Genomic DNA, 20,657 nt, shown 5'->3' with positions numbered 1-20,657 from the left:
TTTATTCTGCACTGTCAGTTTTCGTCAGCGCAAAGTCAGTGTTTTTAAAGCACCACCCCGTCACAACCACTACCTGTTACGTTTTGTTTCCGAGAAACATCTAGCCACAAAAAATAAACCCTATTCTTATTGCGATTATTACACCCTCAAGCAATAGCACAATTTTCAACCACTTTTTCAGCCATCCAGAAGTCTTTTTTCGGTCATAAGAAAAAACGAGTCGTTTAACATCTGTTTATAGGAATTGCCTTTATCCAAATTAATCATAAGGAATTCATATATATAGGAAACAATCTGCTGTTTAATTCGCCAGGGCGTTCTGAAATTTGAGATGGTTCACAAAGTTCCGAAAAATACACATTTAGTTACACACATTTTCTTTTTGTAACTCAATCTTGAGAATTGTAGCACTTTCAGGCTAGCGAAACGCTTCAGTGAATGGAAAGATGCCTGTCAGATACATAAAGACACCTAACTCTCATCAATAGTTCCGGAAATATTTATTGACAGAATTTATTGACGGCAGTGGCGAGTGTCATAAAAAAACCAATGAGGGTAATAAATAATGATGAAGCGCAATATTCTGGCAGTGGTAATCCCTGCCCTGCTGGTAGCCGGTGCAGCTAACGCTGCAGAAATCTATAACAAGAACGGCAACAAACTGGACTTCTACGGGAAAGTTAACGCCGAGCACGATTTCGTGACCTCTGGTGATAACACCAACAACAACGACGCAACCTACGCGCAGATCGGTTTCAAAGGCGAAACTCAGATCAACGACCAGCTGACCGGTTACGGCCAGTGGGAATACCGCTTCATGGCCAATGATGCGGAAAACACTGCACAGAAAAACAAAAACCGTCTGGCCTTTGCCGGTCTGAAAGCGGGCGACGCTGGCAGCATCGACTACGGCCGTAACTACGGTATCGTTTATGACGTAGAGTCATACACCGATATGGCGCCGTCCTTCTCAGGTATGACCTGGGGCGGTAACTACGTTGATAACTTTATGACCAGCCGTAGCACCGGCCTGCTGACCTACCGTAACAGCGATTTCTTCGGTCTGGTTGACGGTCTGAGCCTGGGCGTACAGTACCAGGGTAAAAACGACCGTGCTGACGTTAAAACCTCTAACGGTGACGGCGTAGGTTACTCCCTGGGTTACGACTTCGGCGAAGGCTTCGGTGCAATCGCATCTTACAGCAACGCTAACCGTACTCTGAACCAGAAAGCTGATGGTCAGGGTGACAAAGCTGAAGCATGGGGTGTTGGTCTGAAATATGACGCTAACAACCTGTACCTGGCAACCACCTATGCAGAAACCCGTAACACCACCCGTACCGGTTCTAGCGGTGATGCTGGTTTTGCTAACAAAACGCAGAACTTCGAAGTGGTTGCTCAGTACCAGTTCGACTTCGGCCTGCGTCCAGCCATCTCCTACGTGCAGACCAAAGGTAAAGACCTGGCTGCCGTCGGCGGCTTCAGCGGTGGCGATGCAGACCTGGCTAAATTCATCCAGGTGGGTACCACTTACTACTTCAACAAAAACTTCAACGTGTGGGCTGACTACTACATCAACCTGCTGGACAAAGACACCGACTACGCGAAAGCGGTTGGCGGTCTGAACGGCAACGACGATATGGCTGCTGTGGGTGTAACCTACCAGTTCTAATCAGAACACCACTTTGTTATATGCTTAATGAACAGGGCTTCGGCCCTGTTTTTTTATGCCTGACAGAAAATAATGGCGACTTTTGAAAAGCCGCACGCTTTTCGTCGCAAACGGTTGGCATTTTGTAAATCTACCGTTAACCTGATAGCGGATTTCACTTCTGTAATCACAATGGAACTTCGTCATGTTTGAGAACATTACCGCCGCTCCTGCCGACCCAATTCTGGGCCTGGCCGATCTGTTTCGTGCCGACGACCGCCCTGGCAAAATCAACCTGGGTATTGGTGTATATAAAGATGAAACCGGCAAAACCCCGGTACTGACCAGCGTTAAGAAAGCTGAGCAGTATCTGCTGGAAAATGAAACCACCAAAAACTACCTCGGTATTGATGGTATTCCTGAATTTGGTCGCTGCACGCAGGAGCTGCTGTTCGGTAAAGGTAGCGCAATTGTGAGTGACAAACGTGCGCGTACAGCACAGACACCAGGCGGTACCGGCGCACTGCGTGTGGCGGCGGATTTCCTTGCGAAAAACACCTCTGTTAAGCGTGTCTGGGTGAGCAACCCAAGCTGGCCGAACCACAAGAGCGTCTTTAACTCTGCAGGTCTGGAAGTGCGCGAATATGCATACTACGACGCGGCAAACCATGCTCTCGACTTTGATGGCCTGCTGGCAAGCCTGAACGAAGCGCAGGCGGGTGATGTGGTGCTGTTCCACGGCTGCTGCCATAACCCAACCGGTATCGACCCGACGCTTGAGCAGTGGGAACAGCTGGCTAAACTCTCCGTAGAGAAAGGCTGGCTGCCGCTGTTTGACTTCGCCTATCAGGGTTTCGCCCGTGGACTGGAAGAAGATGCAGAAGGCCTGCGCGCTTTTGCAGCCGTACACCAGGAATTGATCGTTGCCAGCTCCTACTCCAAGAACTTCGGTCTGTACAATGAGCGCGTAGGTGCCTGTACGCTGGTTGCGGCTAACGACGAAACCGTCGATCGTGCCTTCAGCCAGATGAAATCGGTTATCCGCGCGAACTACTCTAACCCACCGGCACACGGTGCGTCCGTTGTTGCAACCATTCTCAGCAACGATGCGCTGCGCGCGATCTGGGAACAAGAGCTGAACGATATGCGCCAGCGTATCCAGCGTATGCGTCTGCTGTTTGTTAATACTCTGGCCGAGAAAGGCGCAGACCGTGACTTCAGCTTCATCATCAAACAGAACGGCATGTTCTCTTTCAGCGGCCTGACCAAAGAGCAGGTTCTGCGTCTGCGTGAAGAGTTTGGCGTATACGCCGTGGCTTCCGGTCGCGTGAACGTGGCAGGGATGACGCCTGACAACATGGCGCCTCTGTGCGAAGCGATTGTCGCCGTACTGTAATTTACGCCCACAAAAAAGCCTGCGTTCAGCAGGCTTTTTTATTTAACCAGGTTTACCAGACAGGCATTTCATCCTGAAGGAACGGATTATGGAGCCGTTCATAGCCCAGCGTCGACATCGGACCGTGTCCAGGGATAAACGTCACGTCATCGCCCAGCGGCAATAACTTCTGTTTGATCGACTGAATCAGCTGCCCGTGATCGCCGCGCGGAAAATCGCTGCGTCCTACGCCGCCTTTGAAAATCACGTCGCCCGAAATCAGCAGACGAGACTGGTCATCAAAGAAGACGATATGGCCTGGCGTATGCCCAGGACAATGCAACACCTGTAAAGTCACATTCCCTACGTTAACGCGCTCTCCTTCGTTCAGCCAGCAATCGGGCGTCAGAGGCTGACACTCATCAAGGCCAAACATGCGGCTTTGGGCAGGTAACCCCTGCAGCCAGAACTCATCTTCTTTTTCCGGACCGATGATCGGCACACCAAAATGCTGTGCCAGCTCTGCCGCTGCGCCAACATGATCGAGATGACCATGCGTCAGTAAAATCTGCATCAGCGTCACACCGCTGTCGGCGACTTCCTGCTTGATTTTCTCGGCGTCGCCGCCGGGATCAACAAGCGCGGCCAGTTTGGTTTGCTCGCACCAGATCAATGAACAGTTCTGGGAGAACGCGGTAACCGGAATAATACGATAGTTCATACTGCTCCTGTGTTTCGTTATTACCAGTGCCGGACCGGACCGGTATCAATATGCACAAAGTTGCTGCTGGGGTAATATCCTACACCACCTGCGCGCATAGATAACGCAGCTTTGCGAATATTGGCTAACGAAACGCCTTCAATATGGAAATCCATTGCCTGTCCCTTCGTGTGATAGCTTTTTTTCGCTACCCCACGGCTATGGGCGCGTAGTTCATTATTGGTATCCAGTGAGCGATAACCAGAAATGAGCTGCACGGGCTTCCTGGTGCCCAGCAGGCCCTGAAGGCGGAACAACTGATCAAACAATCCTGGGTCGATGGCTTTTACTTTATTCGCGCGGAAATCACGGAAAAAATGGTTGAGTCTTGCTAATTCATCCTGAATATAGCCTCTGCCATCGAAAAACTCCGCTTTTAGCGACTCACCGGTATGAAGATTGTTGAGCGTTAAAACTCGCGGACGAGGTGTCGAGAGGGTGGCAAATGCTGGCGTCGGCAAGATGGCCGCTGCGCCAAGCGCAACACCACCTAACGCCAGCAGTTTGCGGCGATTAGCGTCAAATTTGTCCATGATAATCAGGTCTACAGGTCAATGAAATCGTAAGTATGCTTAGCGCACGAAGGGCACCTTAACTGGCAAAACGGGGTACGTCAAGGCGCCCAACCCCAGTGAATACGCGGCTTACAGCGATATCGCCCCCTATTCACCATAACTTACGACAATCATTTTTCCCGAACTACTTCATTTACCTGATTAATTGTTCCGCTTTTGGCAAAATTTGTGCGCCGGATCGCGCAGTGAGATCATAATTGTAAATATCTGTACGATACTGAGTGCGCCCGTCTTCACCCACAAATGCCGTCAGATAGTAAAGATTGACCGGAATGTTGTGTCGAATATTCACGTAGCGCGTATCCCCCTGTTTCAGGGCATCAGAAATACGCGTATCGTTCCAGCCCGCATCCTGCAACAGCATATTGGCCAGCTCCGAGGCTTTGTTTACGCGCACGCAGCCTGAACTGAGGGCGCGGGTATCTTTCTGGAACAAGTTGTGGTTCGGCGTATCGTGCAGATAGATAGCATCTGAACTCGGCATATTGAATTTGTAACGCCCCAGGGAGTTATGCGCCCCGGGAGCCTGCTGGAAGCGGAACGGCAGGTTGGAAGCCGTAATCGTCGACCAGTCGACCATGTAAGGATCAATCGCCTCTTTACTGTTCCAGCCGCGCATCACCGTATAGCCATGACGTTCCAGATAACCCGGATCGTTCCAGACCTTTGGCAGAATGTCTTTACGTGCCAGCGTCGGCGGCACGTTCCACGGTGGGTTAACCACCACGTTATTTAACGCGCTGCTCATCATCGGTGTTTTACGATCCGGACGCCCGACAATAACGCGCGAGGCCAGTTTTTCGCTGCCATCCTGATAATAGACCAGGGAATAGGCCGGAATATTCACCATAATGCCTGTGGACAAGGTGCCCGGCAGCAGGCGCAAACGCTGAATATTTAGTGCCAGCACCCCTGCCCGCTGCGCAGGAGAGACGTTAAGCCAGTCGCGCGTTGACGGACCTATTACCCCGTCGGCACCCAGCCCCTGCGCAGCCTGGAATTGCTTAACCGCAGCAACCAGTTCGCGATCGTATGCCGCAGGTTTATCGCTCAGGAGAGCGGCCTTCTTCTCTTTCACCGGCGCTGACGGGCTCACAACCGCGCTTTGCGGATCGTCGCCCGGCAGGGCAATCTTCGGCCCGCCCTCAAGAATACCGGAGCGTTTCAGGATTTCGCGCAGAGCAGGAACATCGCTGCTCCACTGGCCTGGACGTAGCGTCGCGGTACCCCGCATTTGCGGCCAGGGACGCGAGTCGCCTACCAGCGCGAGGAGCGACTCATGCAGGGTGGCATACTGCGGGTGCGCCGGGGCGAGACTGGCAATAAAGCGCGGCAGATCGCTATTATCCAGCGCCAGCTGCCACTGGTTGATCACCGACAGCGCTGGCGTCGCCAGCTTGTAGGGCTTATCGCTATATAACCAGCGGTTGCCGTTGACCGCAATACCCGCCACAAACTGCAGATAGCCCATCATGGCATCGGAAAGCACCACGTCCCGCGCCTGGCCAGTGACGGCTGGATCGGTTAACAGCTCAACCCACTTCGTAAACTGCGGCTGAAAACCCGCAATCGCCACTTCTGCCAGCTGCTGCTGGAACGCGCGCACGGCATCACGATCTTCCCACATGGGTTTCATGTCCCGGGCTGCATAAAGCAGCGTGAGCTGATTGATATAGGCGGGCGTGTAGCCTGACGGCAACCCTGAGAGGAGCTGCTGGCTAAGCGATTCGATATCGATGCCTTCCGGCAACGGCTTAATGCCGGCCATGACGGCGGTCGCCGGAGACTGTTCCAGCGGCTGAGACAATGACGTCGGCTGCGCGCCTGTCGCTGCGGAGCTGTCCGTCGGCACAATTTCAGGCTCGTCGGCCTGGGCGGTTAACAGTGGAGCAAACATCACTGCCAGGCATAAACTCAGCGCAGACAGCTGACGACCACATTCTTTCTTTAGCAACATCCCTTGCCCCCTGTTTTTACGACATGCCCATCACGGTGGGGCTTTCTTTTATTATAGGTAGACGGCAAACCTGTTGCCTTACCTTATGTAAAGAAGTTTAAAGATAACGCAGCCCTAAGCACAAGTTAAGTGAATAAAAAAAGCGGCGCTTTTGCGCCGCTCTTTGTAACAAAACGCCTCAGGAAGCGTCTGCCGTGGTTTCCGGCAATGACTCCGGAGGCTGCGGCGCAAAACCACGCAACCCGACAACATGAACGTGTTCGCTGTTCTGGAACACTTTACGCACCAGTTTATAGGTGGTCCCTTTTTCAGGGCTGATGTTTTCCGGTGCCGCAATGATGAGCTGCATATCAAGACGCTCGCAAAGCTCAAACAGCGTGGCAATAGAGCGGGCATCAAGACGCGCCGCTTCATCCAGGAACAGCAGGCGGCATGGAGAGATGTCTTTACCGCGCAGACGGCGTGCTTCATCTTCCCAGCTCTGTACAACCATCACCAGAATGGACATCCCGGTACCGATCGCTTCACCGGTAGAGAGCGCCCCGGATTCCGCACGCAGCCAGCCGTCTGAACCACGGTTAACCTCAACTTCCATTTCCAGGTAGTTACGGTAATCCAGCAGTTCTTCACCGATGGTTTGCGGCGTGCGCTGACCCATATCAATCTGCGGGTTCAGACGCTGGTACAGCTTCGCCAGCGCTTCAGAGAAGGTCAGACGGTTGCTGTTGAACAGATCCTGATGCTGCTCGTGCTGCTCAGAGAGCACGTCCAGCAGCGTCGCGTGGGCTTCACGCACGTTGACGTTGAGACGCACGCTGTTCACCTGACCAAACGACACGCTCTGCAGACCCTGGTTCAGCTGGCGGATACGGTTCTGCTCACGCTGAATGGTTTTGCGAATAATATTCGCCACGCTGCGGGAGCTGATAGCCAGCTTCTGCTCGCGGGAAGTCAGCTCTTCCGTCAGACGCCCCAGCTCAATTTCCATCTGTTCGATGGCTTCGACCGGATCGTCGGTACGGATGATATCCTGACGAATACGCTCGCGCAGATGCTGATAAACCGCCACGAAGAACTGAATTTTACGCTCCGGACGTTTCGGATCTTCTGACATGCGCAGCACATCGCGCAGGTGCTCATTATCCGCCACCGCCAGGCGCAGCGCACCCAACGCCTTATCCGACATTGAACGCAGCTCATCGGCTGAGAGGTACGCCAGTTCGCGACGGTGCAGGCGACGTTCCACGTTGTTGTCTTTCACCATCCGCATGACCGCACACCAGCCCGCTTTCGCCGTCACCACCTGCTCGCGCATCTCGTGATAGTCGCGTTCCAGCTTGCGCAGGCGACGGGTCAGGTTATCCATTTCGGCTTCGCAGAAGGTCAGCGCTTTTTCCAGCTGATTACGACGCGCACGGTTGTTGCTGAGCTGGCTATGCAGTTCATCACGACGAAGACGGGCGCGCTCTTCCGCCCCGCTGTCGGCACGCACGCCAATGTCCTGCAACTCTTTCTGCAGGTCGTTTAACAGCTCTTTCTTGGTGTCGAAGGAGCTTTTCAGCGAGGCCAGCACCTGGTTGTACTGATTAAGCTGAGCGGAGTGGCTGCGCATCGCTTCGCGTGCTCGGGTACGTTCCGCTTCTGCCTGCTCAAGACGTTGACGCAGCTTTTCATTCAGGTCGCTGTTACCGCTCAGCATTTCAGCCGAATCGGAATAGCCGAAGTGTGCGCGACGCTGCACGACTTCCGTCAGGGCAAACGACTGCTGACGCGCTTCGCGCTGCACCTGCTGCGACCAGGCATAATCTTCTTTTAACTGCTCGAACTGTTCCGGGTCGCTCTGCAGGACAGACACCACGGGCTCCAGCTTCGCCAGCTGATTGCCGTGCTGCTGCACGAAACGCGCGGCTTCCTGGGCTTCATCCAGACGTTCCTGGATCTCATCCACGCGATCGGCCAGCGTGTCATCTGCCAGAAGGTTGAGGCGCGGCAGGATGCGGTTAAGGGCAGCGACGCCCTCTTTCGCCTGTTCAAACTGGACGCGACTCTGCTGGTTGTCACTTTCATGACTGGCAATGGCGCGTTCCAGCTCGCCGCGGCGGGTATTGAGTTTGCGGATTTCCGCTTCCGGGTCGGCTTCAAACGCCACGCCCAGATGGCTACCGATAAAACGGCTGAACGCCTGATGCAGACGCTGGGTTTTCTGTACATCAAACGACAGGGTCGCAAAACGTTCCGACAGCGTTTCACGCTCGGCATGGAGGCTCTCAATACGGCTTTCACGTGCGGCACGGCCAAACAGCGGCAGTTCCGGGAAGCGGGAGTAACGCCACTGGCGGTCAGCGATTTTCACCACCACCGCTTTTTCCAGCTCGTCAACGCTAAACACGCTGTCATCGAACGACTGTGGATCCCCTTCGATCAGATAGAGATCTTCCGGGCAATCTTCCAGCCCGGCGAGCTGGTCAGAAATCAGCGACAGATCCGGCACCACAATCGCGTTACGGGATGGGCCGTACAATGCGGAGAAGTATGGCGCATCGTCCAGGCCGACATCGTCGTAAATCTCAGACAGCAGTACGCCACCAAAACGCTCGGCTAAGGCATTGAGGCGCGGATCTTCTGACCCGCCCGGCTGGCTTAAGCGCTCAATTTCTTCATCGACGTCACGCTTACGTGCGCCGACTTCATCACGCTCAACAATGGCTTCGCGCTCACGCTCCAGCAGCTGTTGCAGGTATTCGGTCACCTGCTGGCTGGATTCGAACTGTTCGCCGCACTGTTCGCTGAGCTGGTTAAGGCTGCTTTGCGCCGCCAGCCAGACCGGCGCGCGCTCCAGGAGCCTTTTAGAACGGGACTGAAGCTGTTCCAGCTCCTGGCGCAGGGTCATGCGCTGCTCACTGGCGCTGGAGACCGTATCGGAAAGCGCAGCGATACGCGCTTCCAGCTCCTGATGCAGCGCCTCAAGCTCGTCGAAATCGTAATGTTTACCCTGACGCTTACAGAACTCAGCCAGCAAACGCTCGGCTTCCTGCTGCTCACGCAGGCGCTGTTCCAGTTCGTTCAGGCGCATACGCAGCGGCTGCACCTGCTCGGCCAGATGGCGCTGGTTGACGCCGTCGCGCAGCAGTTCACGGGCAACGTTCCAGGCTTCGTTACGCGCCAGCGGGCCATTAATGGCGACCACCAGCTGATACGCTTGTTCAAACTGGCTGTGCGCCGTTTGCGCGACGCTCATTTTCTGTTCAAGAGAGAGCAGTTTCTCGGTGGCTTCCTGCTCTTTGGCCTGGAAGGTATCCAGCCACTCGTCGGCGCTTTCCGGCGTCAGGTCAGGCAGATGGCACAGCTCTTTCGCGCGCTGTAACGCCTGCAGTGCCTGGGTGTACTGAATCGCACGCGTCTGCTGCACGTCCAATGCCTGCTGGTAATCAGCAAGCTGGCTTTTCAGCTCATCCACTTCCAGCTCGGCGGCTTCGGCGCGGGCTTCGTTCTCTTCCTGCATCTCGGCGGCTTCGGCCACCACTTCATTTTGCTCTTCGAGACGAATTTGCAGCTCATCGAGATCCGCTTCATAGCGCTCGATTTTCTCCTGCTGGCGCAACGCGGTCTGCACCAGGTTCAGGTGATCGCTGGCGGCCTGGTAGTCGGCTTCCAGGTCACCTTCAGCGCCGTTGTGCTCGCCCAGCTCGCGCGCCATTTCGACGTGCTTATACTGCTCTGCCACCAGCTGTTTACGGGAGGTAAACAGTTCGCGGCGGTATTCTAATGCCTGATCGAGATGGACGCGGCGCTCATTGGCGTGACGCATGTAGTCCGCCGCCACGTAGTTGGTGGCTTCGCTGATCAGGTGTTTAAACAGGTCACGGTCTGACTGGGTCACGCGAATCGCTTCCAGCGTCATGCGGTTTTCACGCAGCGCCGCTTCCATATCCTGGAACGCCTTACGCACGCCGCTGTTCTCCGGCAACAGGTAGTCGCGCAGGGAGCGGGTAATGGCGCTGGAGATACCGCCGTACAGGGACGCTTCGATCAGACGGTAGTATTTGCTACGGTCTGAAGCGGTACGCAGACGACGCGCCACCACGCCCAGATCGAACATCAGGGAGTGGTAGTCGGTGATGGAGTTGAACTGCTTGAACTGCACGCCCTCAATGGCTTCGAGCTTGTCTTTCAGTTCCTGTAACGTCAGCACGCGCGCCTGGCGTTCATTCAGGGTTTCCGTCAGCAGCGCGGTCGGCTGCACGGAGGTTGGCAGCCCCTGGATAGCAAACGGTTTGATATCCACTTTACGGTCGCGACCGGCAACCTGCTGCAAACGAACCCCCACCACCACGCGCTGGTGACGAGAGTTGATAACGTCCAGAACGGAATAACAGACGCCCGCTTTCAGCTTACCGTGCAGACCTTTATCGCGGGAGCCGCTTGTCGCGCCTGCTTCAGTGGTGTTACGGAAGTGAAGCAACGTCAGGTCGGGGATCAGCGCCGTCACAAACGCCGCCATGGTGGTGGATTTCCCCGCCCCGTTACCACCGGAGAGCGTCGTGACCAGCTCGTCCAGATCGAAGGTTCGGGCAAAGAAGCCGTTCCAGTTAATCAGCGTTAGTGAGCGAAATTTACCGCGTTCAATCATTACTCTTCCTCCCCGCTATCCGGCAGATTCTCTTCATGCTCGTCATTGAGCTGCAAATGGTTTTCCACCGGCATCGCTTCACCGTCACGGATCATGCGAAGCTGCGCTTCACGCGCGTCATCCCCCGCACGCACATCGGCGCCGAAGCGGAAGACTGATTCCGTAATGCGGAATTTGCTGCTGTCGTGGCCCATAAACCAGACCATCCCCAGACGACGCAGACGGTTCAGGGAAGAGCGCACCTTTTCCTGTAATTTCTGACGGTCAAGATCCGATCCGGTCGAACGGTTGTTCACCAGCTTGAGCAGCTTGCTCTCATCCGCCAGCGTCAGTAGCTCATCGTAGAGTTCCTGCTGGGTGAAGATGCCTTCATTCGCCAGACGTTCCGGGCTGAGATAGAGATAGCAAAGAATTTTGCCGACCATCATATCCAGCTCGGAGAGCACGGAGCGCGGGATCAGCGTCGTGGAGCGCGGGCGCAGGTAGAAAAAACCTTCCGGCGCGCGAATCAGCTCCACGTTGTAGCGGGCGTAAAACTCTTCCAGGTACTCCTGGAAGTCCATCAAAAAGGCGTGATTATCCAGCTCGTCTAAGCCAATGTGACGACCGGCACGCAGCTGGCTGTCCAGCGCCGGAAATAACGGATTCGCCAGCGCCTGTGCCAGCTTAACCGGCATCACTTGTTCAATATTTGTCAATGACATGCGCCTGTACCTTGGCTCCGTAATCGTTAATTGGCTGCCACTTCGGCGGCAGTCCGGTGAAATCTGCTTGCGCGATACCCAGGCGCACCGCCTGGTCTACCACAATGCGGGCAACGTCGAAGTGGCGCGCGCGCGGATATTGCGCCAGATAGTCGCGCACCACGAGTCCAAGATCCAGCGGAGCTTGTCTGGTTTTGTAGACAGCGAGCTGTTCTTCGATCATCGCCGCAAGTTGTTCACGAATTTCGTTGAATTCTTCGAACTCCAGATCCGGCGGCAGTTCACCGGTCACCTCTTCATCGCGCAGGGCCATCTCTTCGTCGCGCATATCCAGCAGGCGATCGGCATTGGCGTAAGTCAGCGCCCATGGCGCATCGAAGTAGGTCTGAACCGACTGGCGCAGACGCTGAGCAAAGACGCGGTTTTTATCCATATCAATCGCGGTGCGGATAAACTTATGCACGTGTCGGTCGTAGCCGATCCACAGGTCGATCGACTGCTGTCCCCAGCTAATGATGCGGTCGAGCTTGCTCTGCAGATCGAACACCAGACGGTCGATAAAATGCAGATCGTCATGCGCCAGCGTCGCGTCCTGGATGCGCAGCAGGTTGGCCTGCAGCTTATCCCCTGCCGCCTCCAGCGTATCCTGCAGTTCACGCAGCGTACCGGAGGTTTCTGACAGTAAAAGTTCGCAGCTGGAGATGGCGGCACGCCAGTCTTTATTCAGCAGTTGCGCAATGTCGTCTTTGACCTGCTGCTGCTGTTCGTCCATCAAACGCTGGGTTAGATCGATGCTGTCGAAAATCTCGGCCACCGAATATTTCAGCGGCGCGTAAACGTTGCGGTGCCAGTGGAATTCATCACCGTTTTCATCTGCAGCATCGGCGGCACGCTTAAGCTCACCCGCCACGATCGAGAGCTGCATGGAAAGACGCAGCGTGGAAAATTCGCGCTGGCGAATGTAGTAATCGGTGATGCCGATACCCAACGGCGTCAGGCGATAGATGGCGTTTCCTTCCGCCTGCTCGCTGGTAAAGCGGTTCAGCAGACGTTGACGTACCATATCGTTGATTGCGTTGTTGGCACGCACGCTAATGGTTTCGCTGGTTTGCTCAAACGCATCACTGACATGGCGGAACGCATCCACCAGTTCACCCTCGCTCATTTCGCCATCCAGTCGTTCGCCGTTTAGCGTGGCAACCGCCAGCAGGAAAGAGAGTCTGTCTACCGGCAGCGAGATGGAGAAATCGTTTTTCCTGGCCCAGGCAACCAGTTCGGGGACTGTCTGGGAAAATTCACTCATAGGTTATCCTTGCATCTGCGGCTTGTGCGCGGTGACGTGAATATAGCGGCCAAGGCTGACAAATGGCTCCTGACGGCAATACCGCGTTTCTAATTCTGTTAAGGTGTCAAAACAGTCACGCTGTTTGTGTTTTTCACGCAGATAATCATGAAACACCCTGACGCCCGTTTTCCCGACAATCTGCCAGCCAATCTCTTCCAGCCAGCCGTAAACCTGCTGCGGATCGCGCGGATAGTCCGGGGAAAGCGTGCGCTTTTTCTTTTTAGGCATCCCGACCTGCACATAGTCAAAGTTACCTGCAACCATGTTGTGCATCAGGAAGCCGTTAGCATTGTAGAACATCAGCGACAGCGTGCCGCCCGGGCGCAACATCGACCACAGGGTTTGTAACACGCTTTGCGGATCGGCCACCCACTCCAGCACCGCATGAAACAATATCAGATCAACCTGGGTTTCCAAATGCTGTGCGATGTCCTGAGCGGCGCATTGTATAAAATGCATGTTGTCGCTCACACCTTTCTCATCTGCAGCACGCGTCGCGCGGGCGACCATTTCAGCCGAAAGATCGCAAAGCGTGACGTGATGACCGCGCTCGGCCATTTTTATCGCCGTCTGTCCTTCGCCGCCACCGGCGTCCAGCACGCGCAACGTCTGGTCGCCAAAAGTGGCCAGAATGGTGTCCAGATCCTGCCAGAGGATCGTCTGACGGAGCTGCCCCTTTGTGGTGCCATAAATGTTGCGCGAAAACTTTTCCGCGATGTCATCAAAATTGCGATCCCGCATTGGGAGAGTTCCACTCGCTAACTGCAAAACCGCTATTTTGTCACACCCGCGCGGAGAATGAACCTCTCTGGTGTAATATCACCGGTAATCACCTGCTGTATGGTCAAAAAAGGAACCAAAAAGGATGTTTTTTACCCTTAAGAAATACATTGGAGGGATGATGCTTCCCCTTCCGCTGCTGCTCATCATCATCGCGCTGGGGCTGGCGCTGGTGTGGTTCAGCCGCTTTCAGAAAAGTGGCAAAACGCTCATCACGTTCGGCTGGCTTGTCTTACTGCTGCTGAGCCTGCAACCGGTCGCGGATGGCCTGTTACGCCCCATTGAAGATAAGTACCCGACATGGCAGGGAAATCAGAAAGTGGAATACATCGTGGTGCTGGGCGGTGGGTATACCTGGGATCCTGACTGGGCCCCCAGCTCGAATCTGATCAACAACAGCCTGCCACGGCTAAACGAAGGGATTCGCCTGTGGCTGGCGAATCCGGGATCAAAAATGATCTTCACCGGCGCCGCAGCAAAAACGAACCCGGTGAGTACGGCTGAAGCGGGTGCCAGAGTTGCGGAATCCCTCGGCGTACCGCGTTCCGCTATCATCACCCTGGACAGTCCAAAAGATACCGAAGAAGAAGCCGCTGCGGTGAAGCAGGCGATTGGCGATGTTCCATTCTTGCTGGTCACCTCCGCCTCACACCTGCCACGGGCGATGATTTTCTTTGAAAAGCAGGGCCTGCACCCGCTTCCCGCACCGGCAAACCAGATGGCCATCAACGCGCCACTTAACCCATGGGAACGCGTGATCCCCTCCCCGATGTGGCTGATGCATAGCGATCGCGTCGGCTATGAGACGCTCGGCCGTCTCTGGCAGTGGCTGAAAGGTTCCTCAGGCGAGCCAGGGCAAGAGTGACTTAGCCGCGAGATCGAAGTTTGCGCGATTGAAACGCCCGGTATTGACCAGTTGCGCGACTTCATCCCAGAGCAGGTACAACCAGCGCCGCCAGAGAAATGCTTCGGCAACGGGCGCACGCTGAAGGTAGTGCCACAGTAACCCTTCTGCCGCCGCGCTGTCGCTGAGCCTGAACAACTCATATTCACGTGGGGCCCACAGCATTATTCCAGGCCCCAACATCGCCAGCAGCTGATCGCTGCGGGAGTCTTTCAGCATACTCCGCAGGGTAAAATTGCCGTGGATCAGCACGCAGTTATCATTAAAACCATCGAACAGCGCTGGCAAGCATTCACGAGTGCGAAACAGAATACGTTTGTCCTGCATGGTCAAACCGGTGTTATTGAACTGGTTGAGCGTTCCCCACAGCACTTCCACCCGCTGGCGATACCACAGCGGCCACAGGTTCTCCTGGGTGCTGTCGACCGGCCCCACGAGCCCACGGCTATCCTGGCGATGCCAGGCCAGCAGCGCCTCGACAATCTGGTCTTTCAGCTGCTCCCAGCGTTCCGGCGTGCGCGCGGGTGCTTCAACAGGCACGCCGCGTAAACGCTCTATCAACAGGATATCGGGGCCGGGGTGTTCCTCGTGCGTCATGACGCCGTACACGGTCGGCATTCGGACGGTACCCTCCCGCGCCAGCATCGACATTTTCCAGGCGAGCTGCCTGGCAACACCCGGCGACGTGAAACTTCGCGCCATCAGCGGCATTGGGTTTCCCTGACTGTCATACAACGACCAGAGCGCGGTATCGGCCTTTTCACTCACACACTCGACCCGGCTTAATTTCTCACCCAGCAGATGGCTAAGTTCGGCACGCAGCTGTTCCATATGAGATTACCCCCATTAATGCTACTGCTTTTATAATGAGCGCGCAGAATGAAGATGTCACCCGGTAGAGATCAATCAGGGAAAAGAAAAGCGAAAATAGTGGCGAGAGGACATCCCTCCGAAAGGAGGGATGCAGGCGGTATTAACGTAATTCGGCGCGAACGCGCTCAAGATCTTCCGGCGTATCAACGCCCGTTCCTGGTACTTCTTTGGCAACAGCAACGTGAATTTTCTCGCCATACCAGAGCACACGAAGCTGCTCCAGCATTTCGATATGCTCCAGCGGGCTGGGTGCCCAGGTGACATAGCGGCGAATGAAACCGGCACGATAGCCGTAAATCCCCAGATGGCGCAGGAAGGAATCCCCGATGGTCTCTTTCGAGAGCGCAAAGCGGTCGCGATCCCATGGAATGGTGGCGCGGGAGAAATAGAGCGCATAGCCTTCGGCATCCATCACCACTTTCACCGCATTCGGGTTAAATGCCTCTTCAGCGTGGTGAACAGGCACCGCAAGCGTCGCCATACCCACCTGACGCTGCGCCAGGTTTTCTGCCACCTGACGGATAATAACGGCCGGGATCATCGGCTCGTCGCCCTGCACGTTCACAATGACGGTATCATCGCTGAAACCACATTTCTCAACGACTTCGGCGAGACGCTCGGTGCCGGACTGGTGATCGACGCGGGTCATGCACACTTCACCACCTGCGGCTTCAACCGCACGGGCGACGTCCGGATGATCGGTGGCAACAATCACGCGATCGGCTCCGGATTCACGGGCGCGTTCAAGGACGTGCACAATCATTGGCTTGCCGTTGATATCCACCAGCGGTTTACCCGGCAGACGCGTTGAGGCATAACGAGCAGGAATAATGACAACAAAACTCATGGTTTGCTCTCTTCTGCCACCAGGGAACGGGCTTCGTTTTCCAGCAACACCGGAATGCCGTCACGCAGCGGGAAAGCCAGACTGTCCAGCTTGCAAATCAGCTCCTGTTTGTCCTGGCTGTAGTAGAGTTTGCCGTTGCACACCGGGCAGGCAATAATTTCAAGTAAACGGTGATCCATAGTTCCTCCGTATGGGTAATCGCTAAAGCTTAACACATTCCTTTTTCAGGGCGTGTCTGTTTCCCAGCCACTTCGACAGGATATAAATAACCCTTCGGGAACGCGTCCCAGCGTGACGTCGCGAGCCCCCTGCCAGAGGGCGAACTCGCTAATGGCGGACGTTAAGCCCTTCTCCAGACTCGCCGTCACCCTGACCCCCTCTTCCAGATAGAGCGCAATGACTTCAAGCGTGCCGGTTTTGCGGTGCATTTTGGCATCCATGCGCCCGACCAGCCGCCCCTTATGCAGCAGGGGTAAAACAAAATAGCCGTACTGACGCTTTGGTGCCGGGGTATAACACTCCAGCCGGTAGCTGAAATCGAACAACTGTTCGGCGCGTTTTCGGTCCCAGACCACCGGGTCGAAAGGCGACAACACTGCGCTGTGGGTTGCCTGGAGATTTCCGCCCAGCGCCTTGGGCAGCAAAGGAAGGACATCCGCATGCAGCCACATCTCTCCCAGGGTTTCTACCGTGACGGGAATGACGCGCTGTTCGCGTTGCCACATCTCCAGCAGCGGCTTCAGCGCGGGCTGGCGCAGGCGGTAATAATCTGCCAGCCATTGCGGCCGGAAAATGCCCAGACTGCGGGCGCTGTTTTCCAGCATGATGGCCTCGGCAGCCTCCTGGGTAAGCAGGTCACGCTCGTCGTCCCAGTGCGGCATCACGCGCTGGGTCAGGTCATAGACGCGCTGAAAATTTCGCCGTTCAATCACCATGACCTGGCCGGAGGTGAATAACCCTTCAAGATGACGTTTGTGCGGTTTCCACTCCCACCAGCCGCTAGTGCCTTTTCGCGGATGTTCAAAATCAGCGGAACGCACTGGCCCCTTTTCCTGAATATGGCTGATCAGTTGCTCTATTTCGGCCGCGTGCTCCTGCATCCACGCCTGTCGGTATTTCCAGCCCATCTTTTCAGGGGCAAGCATGCGGTGACGCACCAGGGCAAAATCGCTACGGGGCAGGAAACAGGCTTCGTGCGCCCAGTACTCCATGAGATCCCCTTTGCTGAGCGCCTCATCAAGCCAGTGAGAGGGATAGTGGCCCAGGCGGCTGAACAGCACCAGGTAAGGGCTACGGGCAACAATATTAATGGTGTCGATTTGCAGCAGCGACATGCGCTGGATGGCAGAGAGGATATCGGCAGGCTGTGCGCGGCGACGGGGCTTTTTGAGCAGCCCCTGCGCGGCGAGGTGTAAATGACGTGCAGCTGTAAGCGAGAGTTGCGGTAAAGACATGCGTTTTCCTGTCAGTCAAAGCGCCACCAGAACCGCGTAAGCCCTCACTGCACTAACGCAATCAGTTCCTTGAGCAAGTGTTCCGGCTGCTCGCCGCTGAGTTCAGCGTCAACCGGCAGATACCACCAGTTTTCTTTCGCAAAGGCACGGCATTTCACCGCATCTTTTTCGGTCATAATGAGCGTCTGTCCCGACGCCGTGAGCGCATCAACCTGCTCTGCCACCAGCGCCTGATGGTCAGCCAGTGGAATGCGTTTTTCAAGCCTGGCACCACACTGCTCAAGCGTTGCGAAGAAGCGCGGAGGATGACCAATCCCTGCCATTGCCACCAGCGAAGGCAGCTCAGCAACCGCCCGGCGTTCACCTGTCACCAGGTTTACCGCCAGTCCCGGCAACAGGTGCATAGGGATTTCACCCGCTTTTGCCTCACCACCGTTTACAATCACCGCATCAACGGACTTCAGACGTGAAGCGCGTTCACGCATAGGGCCGGCTGGCAGCCACCATCCGTTACCGAAACGGCGAACCCCGTCGATGACCACAATCTCTTTATCACGCGCCAGCGCGTAATGCTGCAGGCCATCGTCAGTGATGATAATTTGTACCGAGTGTTCGGCAAGCAGCGCCTGCACGGCGTCGCTGCGAACCGGGGAGACTGCCACCGGCGCGCCAGTACGCTGGAAAATCAATACCGGTTCATCACCCGCTTCGGCAGTGGTGGTTTTCTCTGCCAGCAGCAGTGGGTACTGCGCCGCTTTACCGCCATACCCACGCGAGACCACACCCGGGCGGATACCGCGTTTTTGCAGCTGTTCCACGAGCCAGATCACCACCGGTGTTTTACCGTTGCCGCCCGCCGTAAGATTGCCCACAACCACAACCGGCACTGGCGCACGCCAGGCCCGCTTGATCCCCAGACGGTAAAGCAGACGAATGATGCCGCTCACCAGGCCGTAAAGCCAGGAGAGCGGCAAAAGCAGCAGCCACAGCGGGGATTCACCGGACCAGATGCGTGCAATCATTCGCCGAACTGCATCTTATGAAGCTGGGCGTATACGCCGCGATGTTCCAGCAAAGCTGCGTGGCTTCCGCGTTCAACAATGACGCCATCCTCAACCACCACGATCTCATCCGCCTGCTCGATAGTCGACAGACGGTGTGCAATCACCAGTGAGGTACGGTTCTTTTGCAGTTCGTCCAGCGCCGACTGAATAGCGCGTTCAGATTCGGTATCCAGTGCGGACGTCGCTTCATCCAGAATCAGGATTGGGCTGTCACGCAGCAGCGCGCGCGCAATCGCAATACGCTGACGCTGACCACCGGACAGGAGCACGCCATTTTCACCAATGATGGTATCCAGACCGTTATCCATCTTGTTGATAAAGTCCATCGCATAGGCCATGCGTGCGGCATTCTCGATCTGCTCGCGGCTGTACTCGTCAGTGCGCGCATAAGCGATGTTGTTGGCGACCGTATCGTTAAACAGATGTACGTTCTGAGAAACCAGCGCAACCTGGTTACGCAGCGACTGCAGGGTGTACTCCCGCAGGTCGTGACCGTCCAGGAGAATTTCACCTTCGTTGATGTCGTAGAAACGGGTGATGAGGCTGGCAATGGTGGATTTACCTGAGCCAGAACGGCCTACCAGCGCCACCGTTTTACCCGCCGGAATCGTCAGGTTGATATTGCGCAGAGCGGGCGTATCGCGGCCCGGATAGGTGAAGGTCACGTTGTGGAATTCAACATCGCCACGGGCGCGCTCAATCTCGCGTGTACCTTCGTCTTTTTCCTGCTCGGAATCCAGAATGCTGAACAATGTCTGACAAGCCGCCATCCCGCGCTGGAACTGGGCATTCACGTTAGTCAGAGATTTCAGGGGACGCATCAGGGCGATCATCGAGGAGAAGACCACTGTGATGGTACCCGCCGTCAGCGTCTCCATCACGCTTGGGAAGCTTGCCGCATAAAGGACAAACGCCAGCGCCAGCGAGGCAATCAGCTGAATGATCGGGTCAGAGATGGAAGAGGCCGAGACCATTTTCATCCCCTGCAGACGCATTTTGTTGCTGACTTTGTCAAAGCGTTTGGTTTCGACGTCCTGGCCACCGAAAATTAACACCTCTTTGTGTCCTTTCAGCATCTGTTCGGCGCTGGTTGTTACCTGCCCCATCGTATTCTGCATATTTTTACTGATATTGCGGAAACGCTTGGACACAACGCGGATGGCAATGGAGACAACCGGAGCCAAAACGATCAGGATGAGCGACAGCTGCCAGCTGTAATAGAACATCATGATAAACAGGCCGATGATCGACGCCCCTTCACGCACGACGGTAATCAACGCGCTTGAGGAGGAGGACGCAACCTGCTCTGAATCGTAGGTAATACGGGACAGCAGTGTCCCCGTAGACTGCTTGTCAAAGAATGAGACCGGCATGCCCATCATGTGGCTGAACAGACGACGGCGCATGGTCATAACCACTTTCCCGGATACCCAGGAGATGCAGTAGCTGGAGATATAGCTGGTGATACCACGTAAGATCATCAGCCCGATAACCACCAGCGGCATCCATAGCAACACTGAGCGATCCGTTTTACCAAAACCGTCGTCCAGTAACGGTTTAAGGAGCGATAACATAAAAGTATCGCTGGCTGCGTTGAGGATTAACGCTACACCCGCCACGATCAAGCCTGCTTTAAAAGGTGCAATCATCGGCCAGAGTCGGCGGAAGGTTTGCCACGTGGAGAGATCTTTGTCGTTATGCATTCAAAAAACCAGCATTTGTTGAAATAGCCGCATAT

General features: G+C 55.4%; 16 protein-coding genes. 3 read left to right on the top strand and 13 right to left on the bottom strand.

Features of this window, described 5'->3' with window-relative positions:
• Positions 1-565: 565 nt before the first annotated feature.
• Both BFV64_RS07425 and aspC read left to right on the top strand, forming a co-directional pair.
• On the top strand, positions 566-1,672 hold the full coding sequence (locus BFV64_RS07425; RefSeq protein WP_014883233.1) for a porin: 1,107 nt from the start codon (positions 566-568) through the stop codon (positions 1,670-1,672).
• A gap of 184 nt (positions 1,673-1,856) precedes the next feature.
• The gene (gene aspC / locus BFV64_RS07420) at positions 1,857-3,047 is read left to right on the top strand and encodes an aspartate transaminase (protein ID WP_014883232.1); all 1,191 of its coding nucleotides are present in this window, start codon (positions 1,857-1,859) and stop codon (positions 3,045-3,047) included.
• 52 nt (positions 3,048-3,099) lie between these two features.
• Here aspC and BFV64_RS07415 read toward each other — a convergent pair whose 3' ends face one another.
• The 7 genes from BFV64_RS07415 to cmoM all read right to left on the bottom strand — a co-directional run bounded on the left by BFV64_RS07415 (position 3,100) and on the right by cmoM (position 13,738).
• Positions 3,100-3,747, bottom strand: a complete 648-nt coding sequence (locus BFV64_RS07415) for an MBL fold metallo-hydrolase (protein WP_023332554.1) — start codon at positions 3,745-3,747, stop codon at positions 3,100-3,102.
• Positions 3,748-3,767: 20 nt separating this feature from the next.
• On the bottom strand, positions 3,768-4,319 hold the full coding sequence (locus BFV64_RS07410; protein WP_014883230.1) for a peptidoglycan L,D-endopeptidase MepK: 552 nt from the start codon (positions 4,317-4,319) through the stop codon (positions 3,768-3,770).
• Between the two features lie 175 nt (positions 4,320-4,494).
• Positions 4,495-6,318 (bottom strand): L,D-transpeptidase, encoded by a 1,824-nt coding sequence (gene ldtD / locus BFV64_RS07405; RefSeq protein WP_023332553.1) that lies wholly within the window; start codon positions 6,316-6,318, stop codon positions 4,495-4,497.
• Positions 6,319-6,496: 178 nt separating this feature from the next.
• The gene (mukB, locus tag BFV64_RS07400) at positions 6,497-10,948 is read right to left on the bottom strand and encodes a chromosome partition protein MukB (RefSeq protein ID WP_069601861.1); all 4,452 of its coding nucleotides are present in this window, start codon (positions 10,946-10,948) and stop codon (positions 6,497-6,499) included.
• Positions 10,948-11,652: a chromosome partition protein MukE gene (mukE, locus tag BFV64_RS07395; RefSeq protein WP_008499954.1), complete on the bottom strand. Its 705-nt coding sequence runs from the start codon at positions 11,650-11,652 to the stop codon at positions 10,948-10,950. The genes mukB and mukE overlap by 1 nt, the downstream gene beginning before the upstream one ends.
• On the bottom strand, positions 11,633-12,955 hold the full coding sequence (gene mukF / locus BFV64_RS07390) for a chromosome partition protein MukF (protein WP_014883227.1): 1,323 nt from the start codon (positions 12,953-12,955) through the stop codon (positions 11,633-11,635). Before mukF ends, mukE begins: the two co-directional genes overlap by 20 nt.
• 3 nt (positions 12,956-12,958) lie before the next feature.
• Positions 12,959-13,738 carry a tRNA uridine 5-oxyacetic acid(34) methyltransferase CmoM gene (gene cmoM, locus BFV64_RS07385; RefSeq protein WP_014883226.1) on the bottom strand — a complete coding sequence of 260 codons (780 nt, stop codon included), beginning with the start codon at positions 13,736-13,738 and terminating at the stop codon, positions 12,959-12,961.
• Between the two features lie 124 nt (positions 13,739-13,862).
• Between cmoM and elyC the strand changes: the two genes are divergently transcribed.
• Positions 13,863-14,642 (top strand): envelope biogenesis factor ElyC, encoded by a 780-nt coding sequence (elyC, locus tag BFV64_RS07380; RefSeq protein ID WP_045134658.1) that lies wholly within the window; start codon positions 13,863-13,865, stop codon positions 14,640-14,642.
• On the opposite strand, the gene BFV64_RS07375 is transcribed toward elyC, so the two are convergent.
• From BFV64_RS07375 to msbA, 6 genes are all read right to left on the bottom strand, one after another.
• Positions 14,619-15,512: a YcbJ family phosphotransferase gene (locus BFV64_RS07375; RefSeq protein ID WP_045134659.1), complete on the bottom strand. Its 894-nt coding sequence runs from the start codon at positions 15,510-15,512 to the stop codon at positions 14,619-14,621. The genes elyC and BFV64_RS07375 overlap by 24 nt on opposite strands.
• A 142-nt stretch (positions 15,513-15,654) precedes the next feature.
• Positions 15,655-16,401 (bottom strand): 3-deoxy-manno-octulosonate cytidylyltransferase, encoded by a 747-nt coding sequence (gene kdsB / locus BFV64_RS07370; protein WP_014883223.1) that lies wholly within the window; start codon positions 16,399-16,401, stop codon positions 15,655-15,657.
• Positions 16,398-16,580, bottom strand: a complete 183-nt coding sequence (gene ycaR, locus BFV64_RS07365) for a protein YcaR (RefSeq protein ID WP_006174474.1) — start codon at positions 16,578-16,580, stop codon at positions 16,398-16,400. The genes kdsB and ycaR overlap by 4 nt, the downstream gene beginning before the upstream one ends.
• A 45-nt stretch (positions 16,581-16,625) precedes the next feature.
• Complete coding sequence (locus tag BFV64_RS07360) at positions 16,626-17,855, bottom strand: winged helix-turn-helix domain-containing protein (RefSeq protein ID WP_059372646.1); 1,230 nt, start codon at positions 17,853-17,855, stop codon at positions 16,626-16,628.
• 44 nt (positions 17,856-17,899) lie between these two features.
• On the bottom strand, positions 17,900-18,877 hold the full coding sequence (gene lpxK, locus BFV64_RS07355; protein WP_045134661.1) for a tetraacyldisaccharide 4'-kinase: 978 nt from the start codon (positions 18,875-18,877) through the stop codon (positions 17,900-17,902).
• Positions 18,874-20,622 carry a lipid A ABC transporter ATP-binding protein/permease MsbA gene (gene msbA, locus BFV64_RS07350; RefSeq protein WP_014883220.1) on the bottom strand — a complete coding sequence of 583 codons (1,749 nt, stop codon included), beginning with the start codon at positions 20,620-20,622 and terminating at the stop codon, positions 18,874-18,876. The genes lpxK and msbA overlap by 4 nt, the downstream gene beginning before the upstream one ends.
• Positions 20,623-20,657 lie beyond the last annotated feature (35 nt).

This window comes from Enterobacter kobei (assembly GCF_001729765.1).
In the GTDB taxonomy this organism is placed as follows: Bacteria; Pseudomonadota; Gammaproteobacteria; order Enterobacterales; family Enterobacteriaceae; genus Enterobacter; species Enterobacter kobei.
Note: the sequence above shows the minus strand (reverse complement) of the source record. Positions and strands in the feature narration are given on the sequence as shown.

Bases quoted from the DNA above. Each gene is read 5' to 3' on its own strand.
- BFV64_RS07425 (WP_014883233.1), top strand. From the start codon at position 566: ATGATGAAGCGCAATATTCTGGCAGTGGTAATCCCTGCCCTGCTGGTA.
- aspC (WP_014883232.1), top strand. From the start codon at position 1,857: ATGTTTGAGAACATTACCGCCGCTCCTGCCGACCCAATTCTGGGCCTG.
- BFV64_RS07415 (WP_023332554.1), bottom strand. From the start codon at position 3,747: ATGAACTATCGTATTATTCCGGTTACCGCGTTCTCCCAGAACTGTTCA.
- BFV64_RS07410 (WP_014883230.1), bottom strand. From the start codon at position 4,319: ATGGACAAATTTGACGCTAATCGCCGCAAACTGCTGGCGTTAGGTGGT.
- ldtD (WP_023332553.1), bottom strand. From the start codon at position 6,318: ATGTTGCTAAAGAAAGAATGTGGTCGTCAGCTGTCTGCGCTGAGTTTA.
- mukB (WP_069601861.1), bottom strand. From the start codon at position 10,948: ATGATTGAACGCGGTAAATTTCGCTCACTAACGCTGATTAACTGGAAC.
- mukE (WP_008499954.1), bottom strand. From the start codon at position 11,652: ATGTCATTGACAAATATTGAACAAGTGATGCCGGTTAAGCTGGCACAG.
- mukF (WP_014883227.1), bottom strand. From the start codon at position 12,955: ATGAGTGAATTTTCCCAGACAGTCCCCGAACTGGTTGCCTGGGCCAGG.
- cmoM (WP_014883226.1), bottom strand. From the start codon at position 13,738: ATGCGGGATCGCAATTTTGATGACATCGCGGAAAAGTTTTCGCGCAAC.
- elyC (WP_045134658.1), top strand. From the start codon at position 13,863: ATGTTTTTTACCCTTAAGAAATACATTGGAGGGATGATGCTTCCCCTT.
- BFV64_RS07375 (WP_045134659.1), bottom strand. From the start codon at position 15,512: ATGGAACAGCTGCGTGCCGAACTTAGCCATCTGCTGGGTGAGAAATTA.
- kdsB (WP_014883223.1), bottom strand. From the start codon at position 16,401: ATGAGTTTTGTTGTCATTATTCCTGCTCGTTATGCCTCAACGCGTCTG.
- ycaR (WP_006174474.1), bottom strand. From the start codon at position 16,580: ATGGATCACCGTTTACTTGAAATTATTGCCTGCCCGGTGTGCAACGGC.
- BFV64_RS07360 (WP_059372646.1), bottom strand. From the start codon at position 17,855: ATGTCTTTACCGCAACTCTCGCTTACAGCTGCACGTCATTTACACCTC.
- lpxK (WP_045134661.1), bottom strand. From the start codon at position 18,877: ATGATTGCACGCATCTGGTCCGGTGAATCCCCGCTGTGGCTGCTGCTT.
- msbA (WP_014883220.1), bottom strand. From the start codon at position 20,622: ATGCATAACGACAAAGATCTCTCCACGTGGCAAACCTTCCGCCGACTC.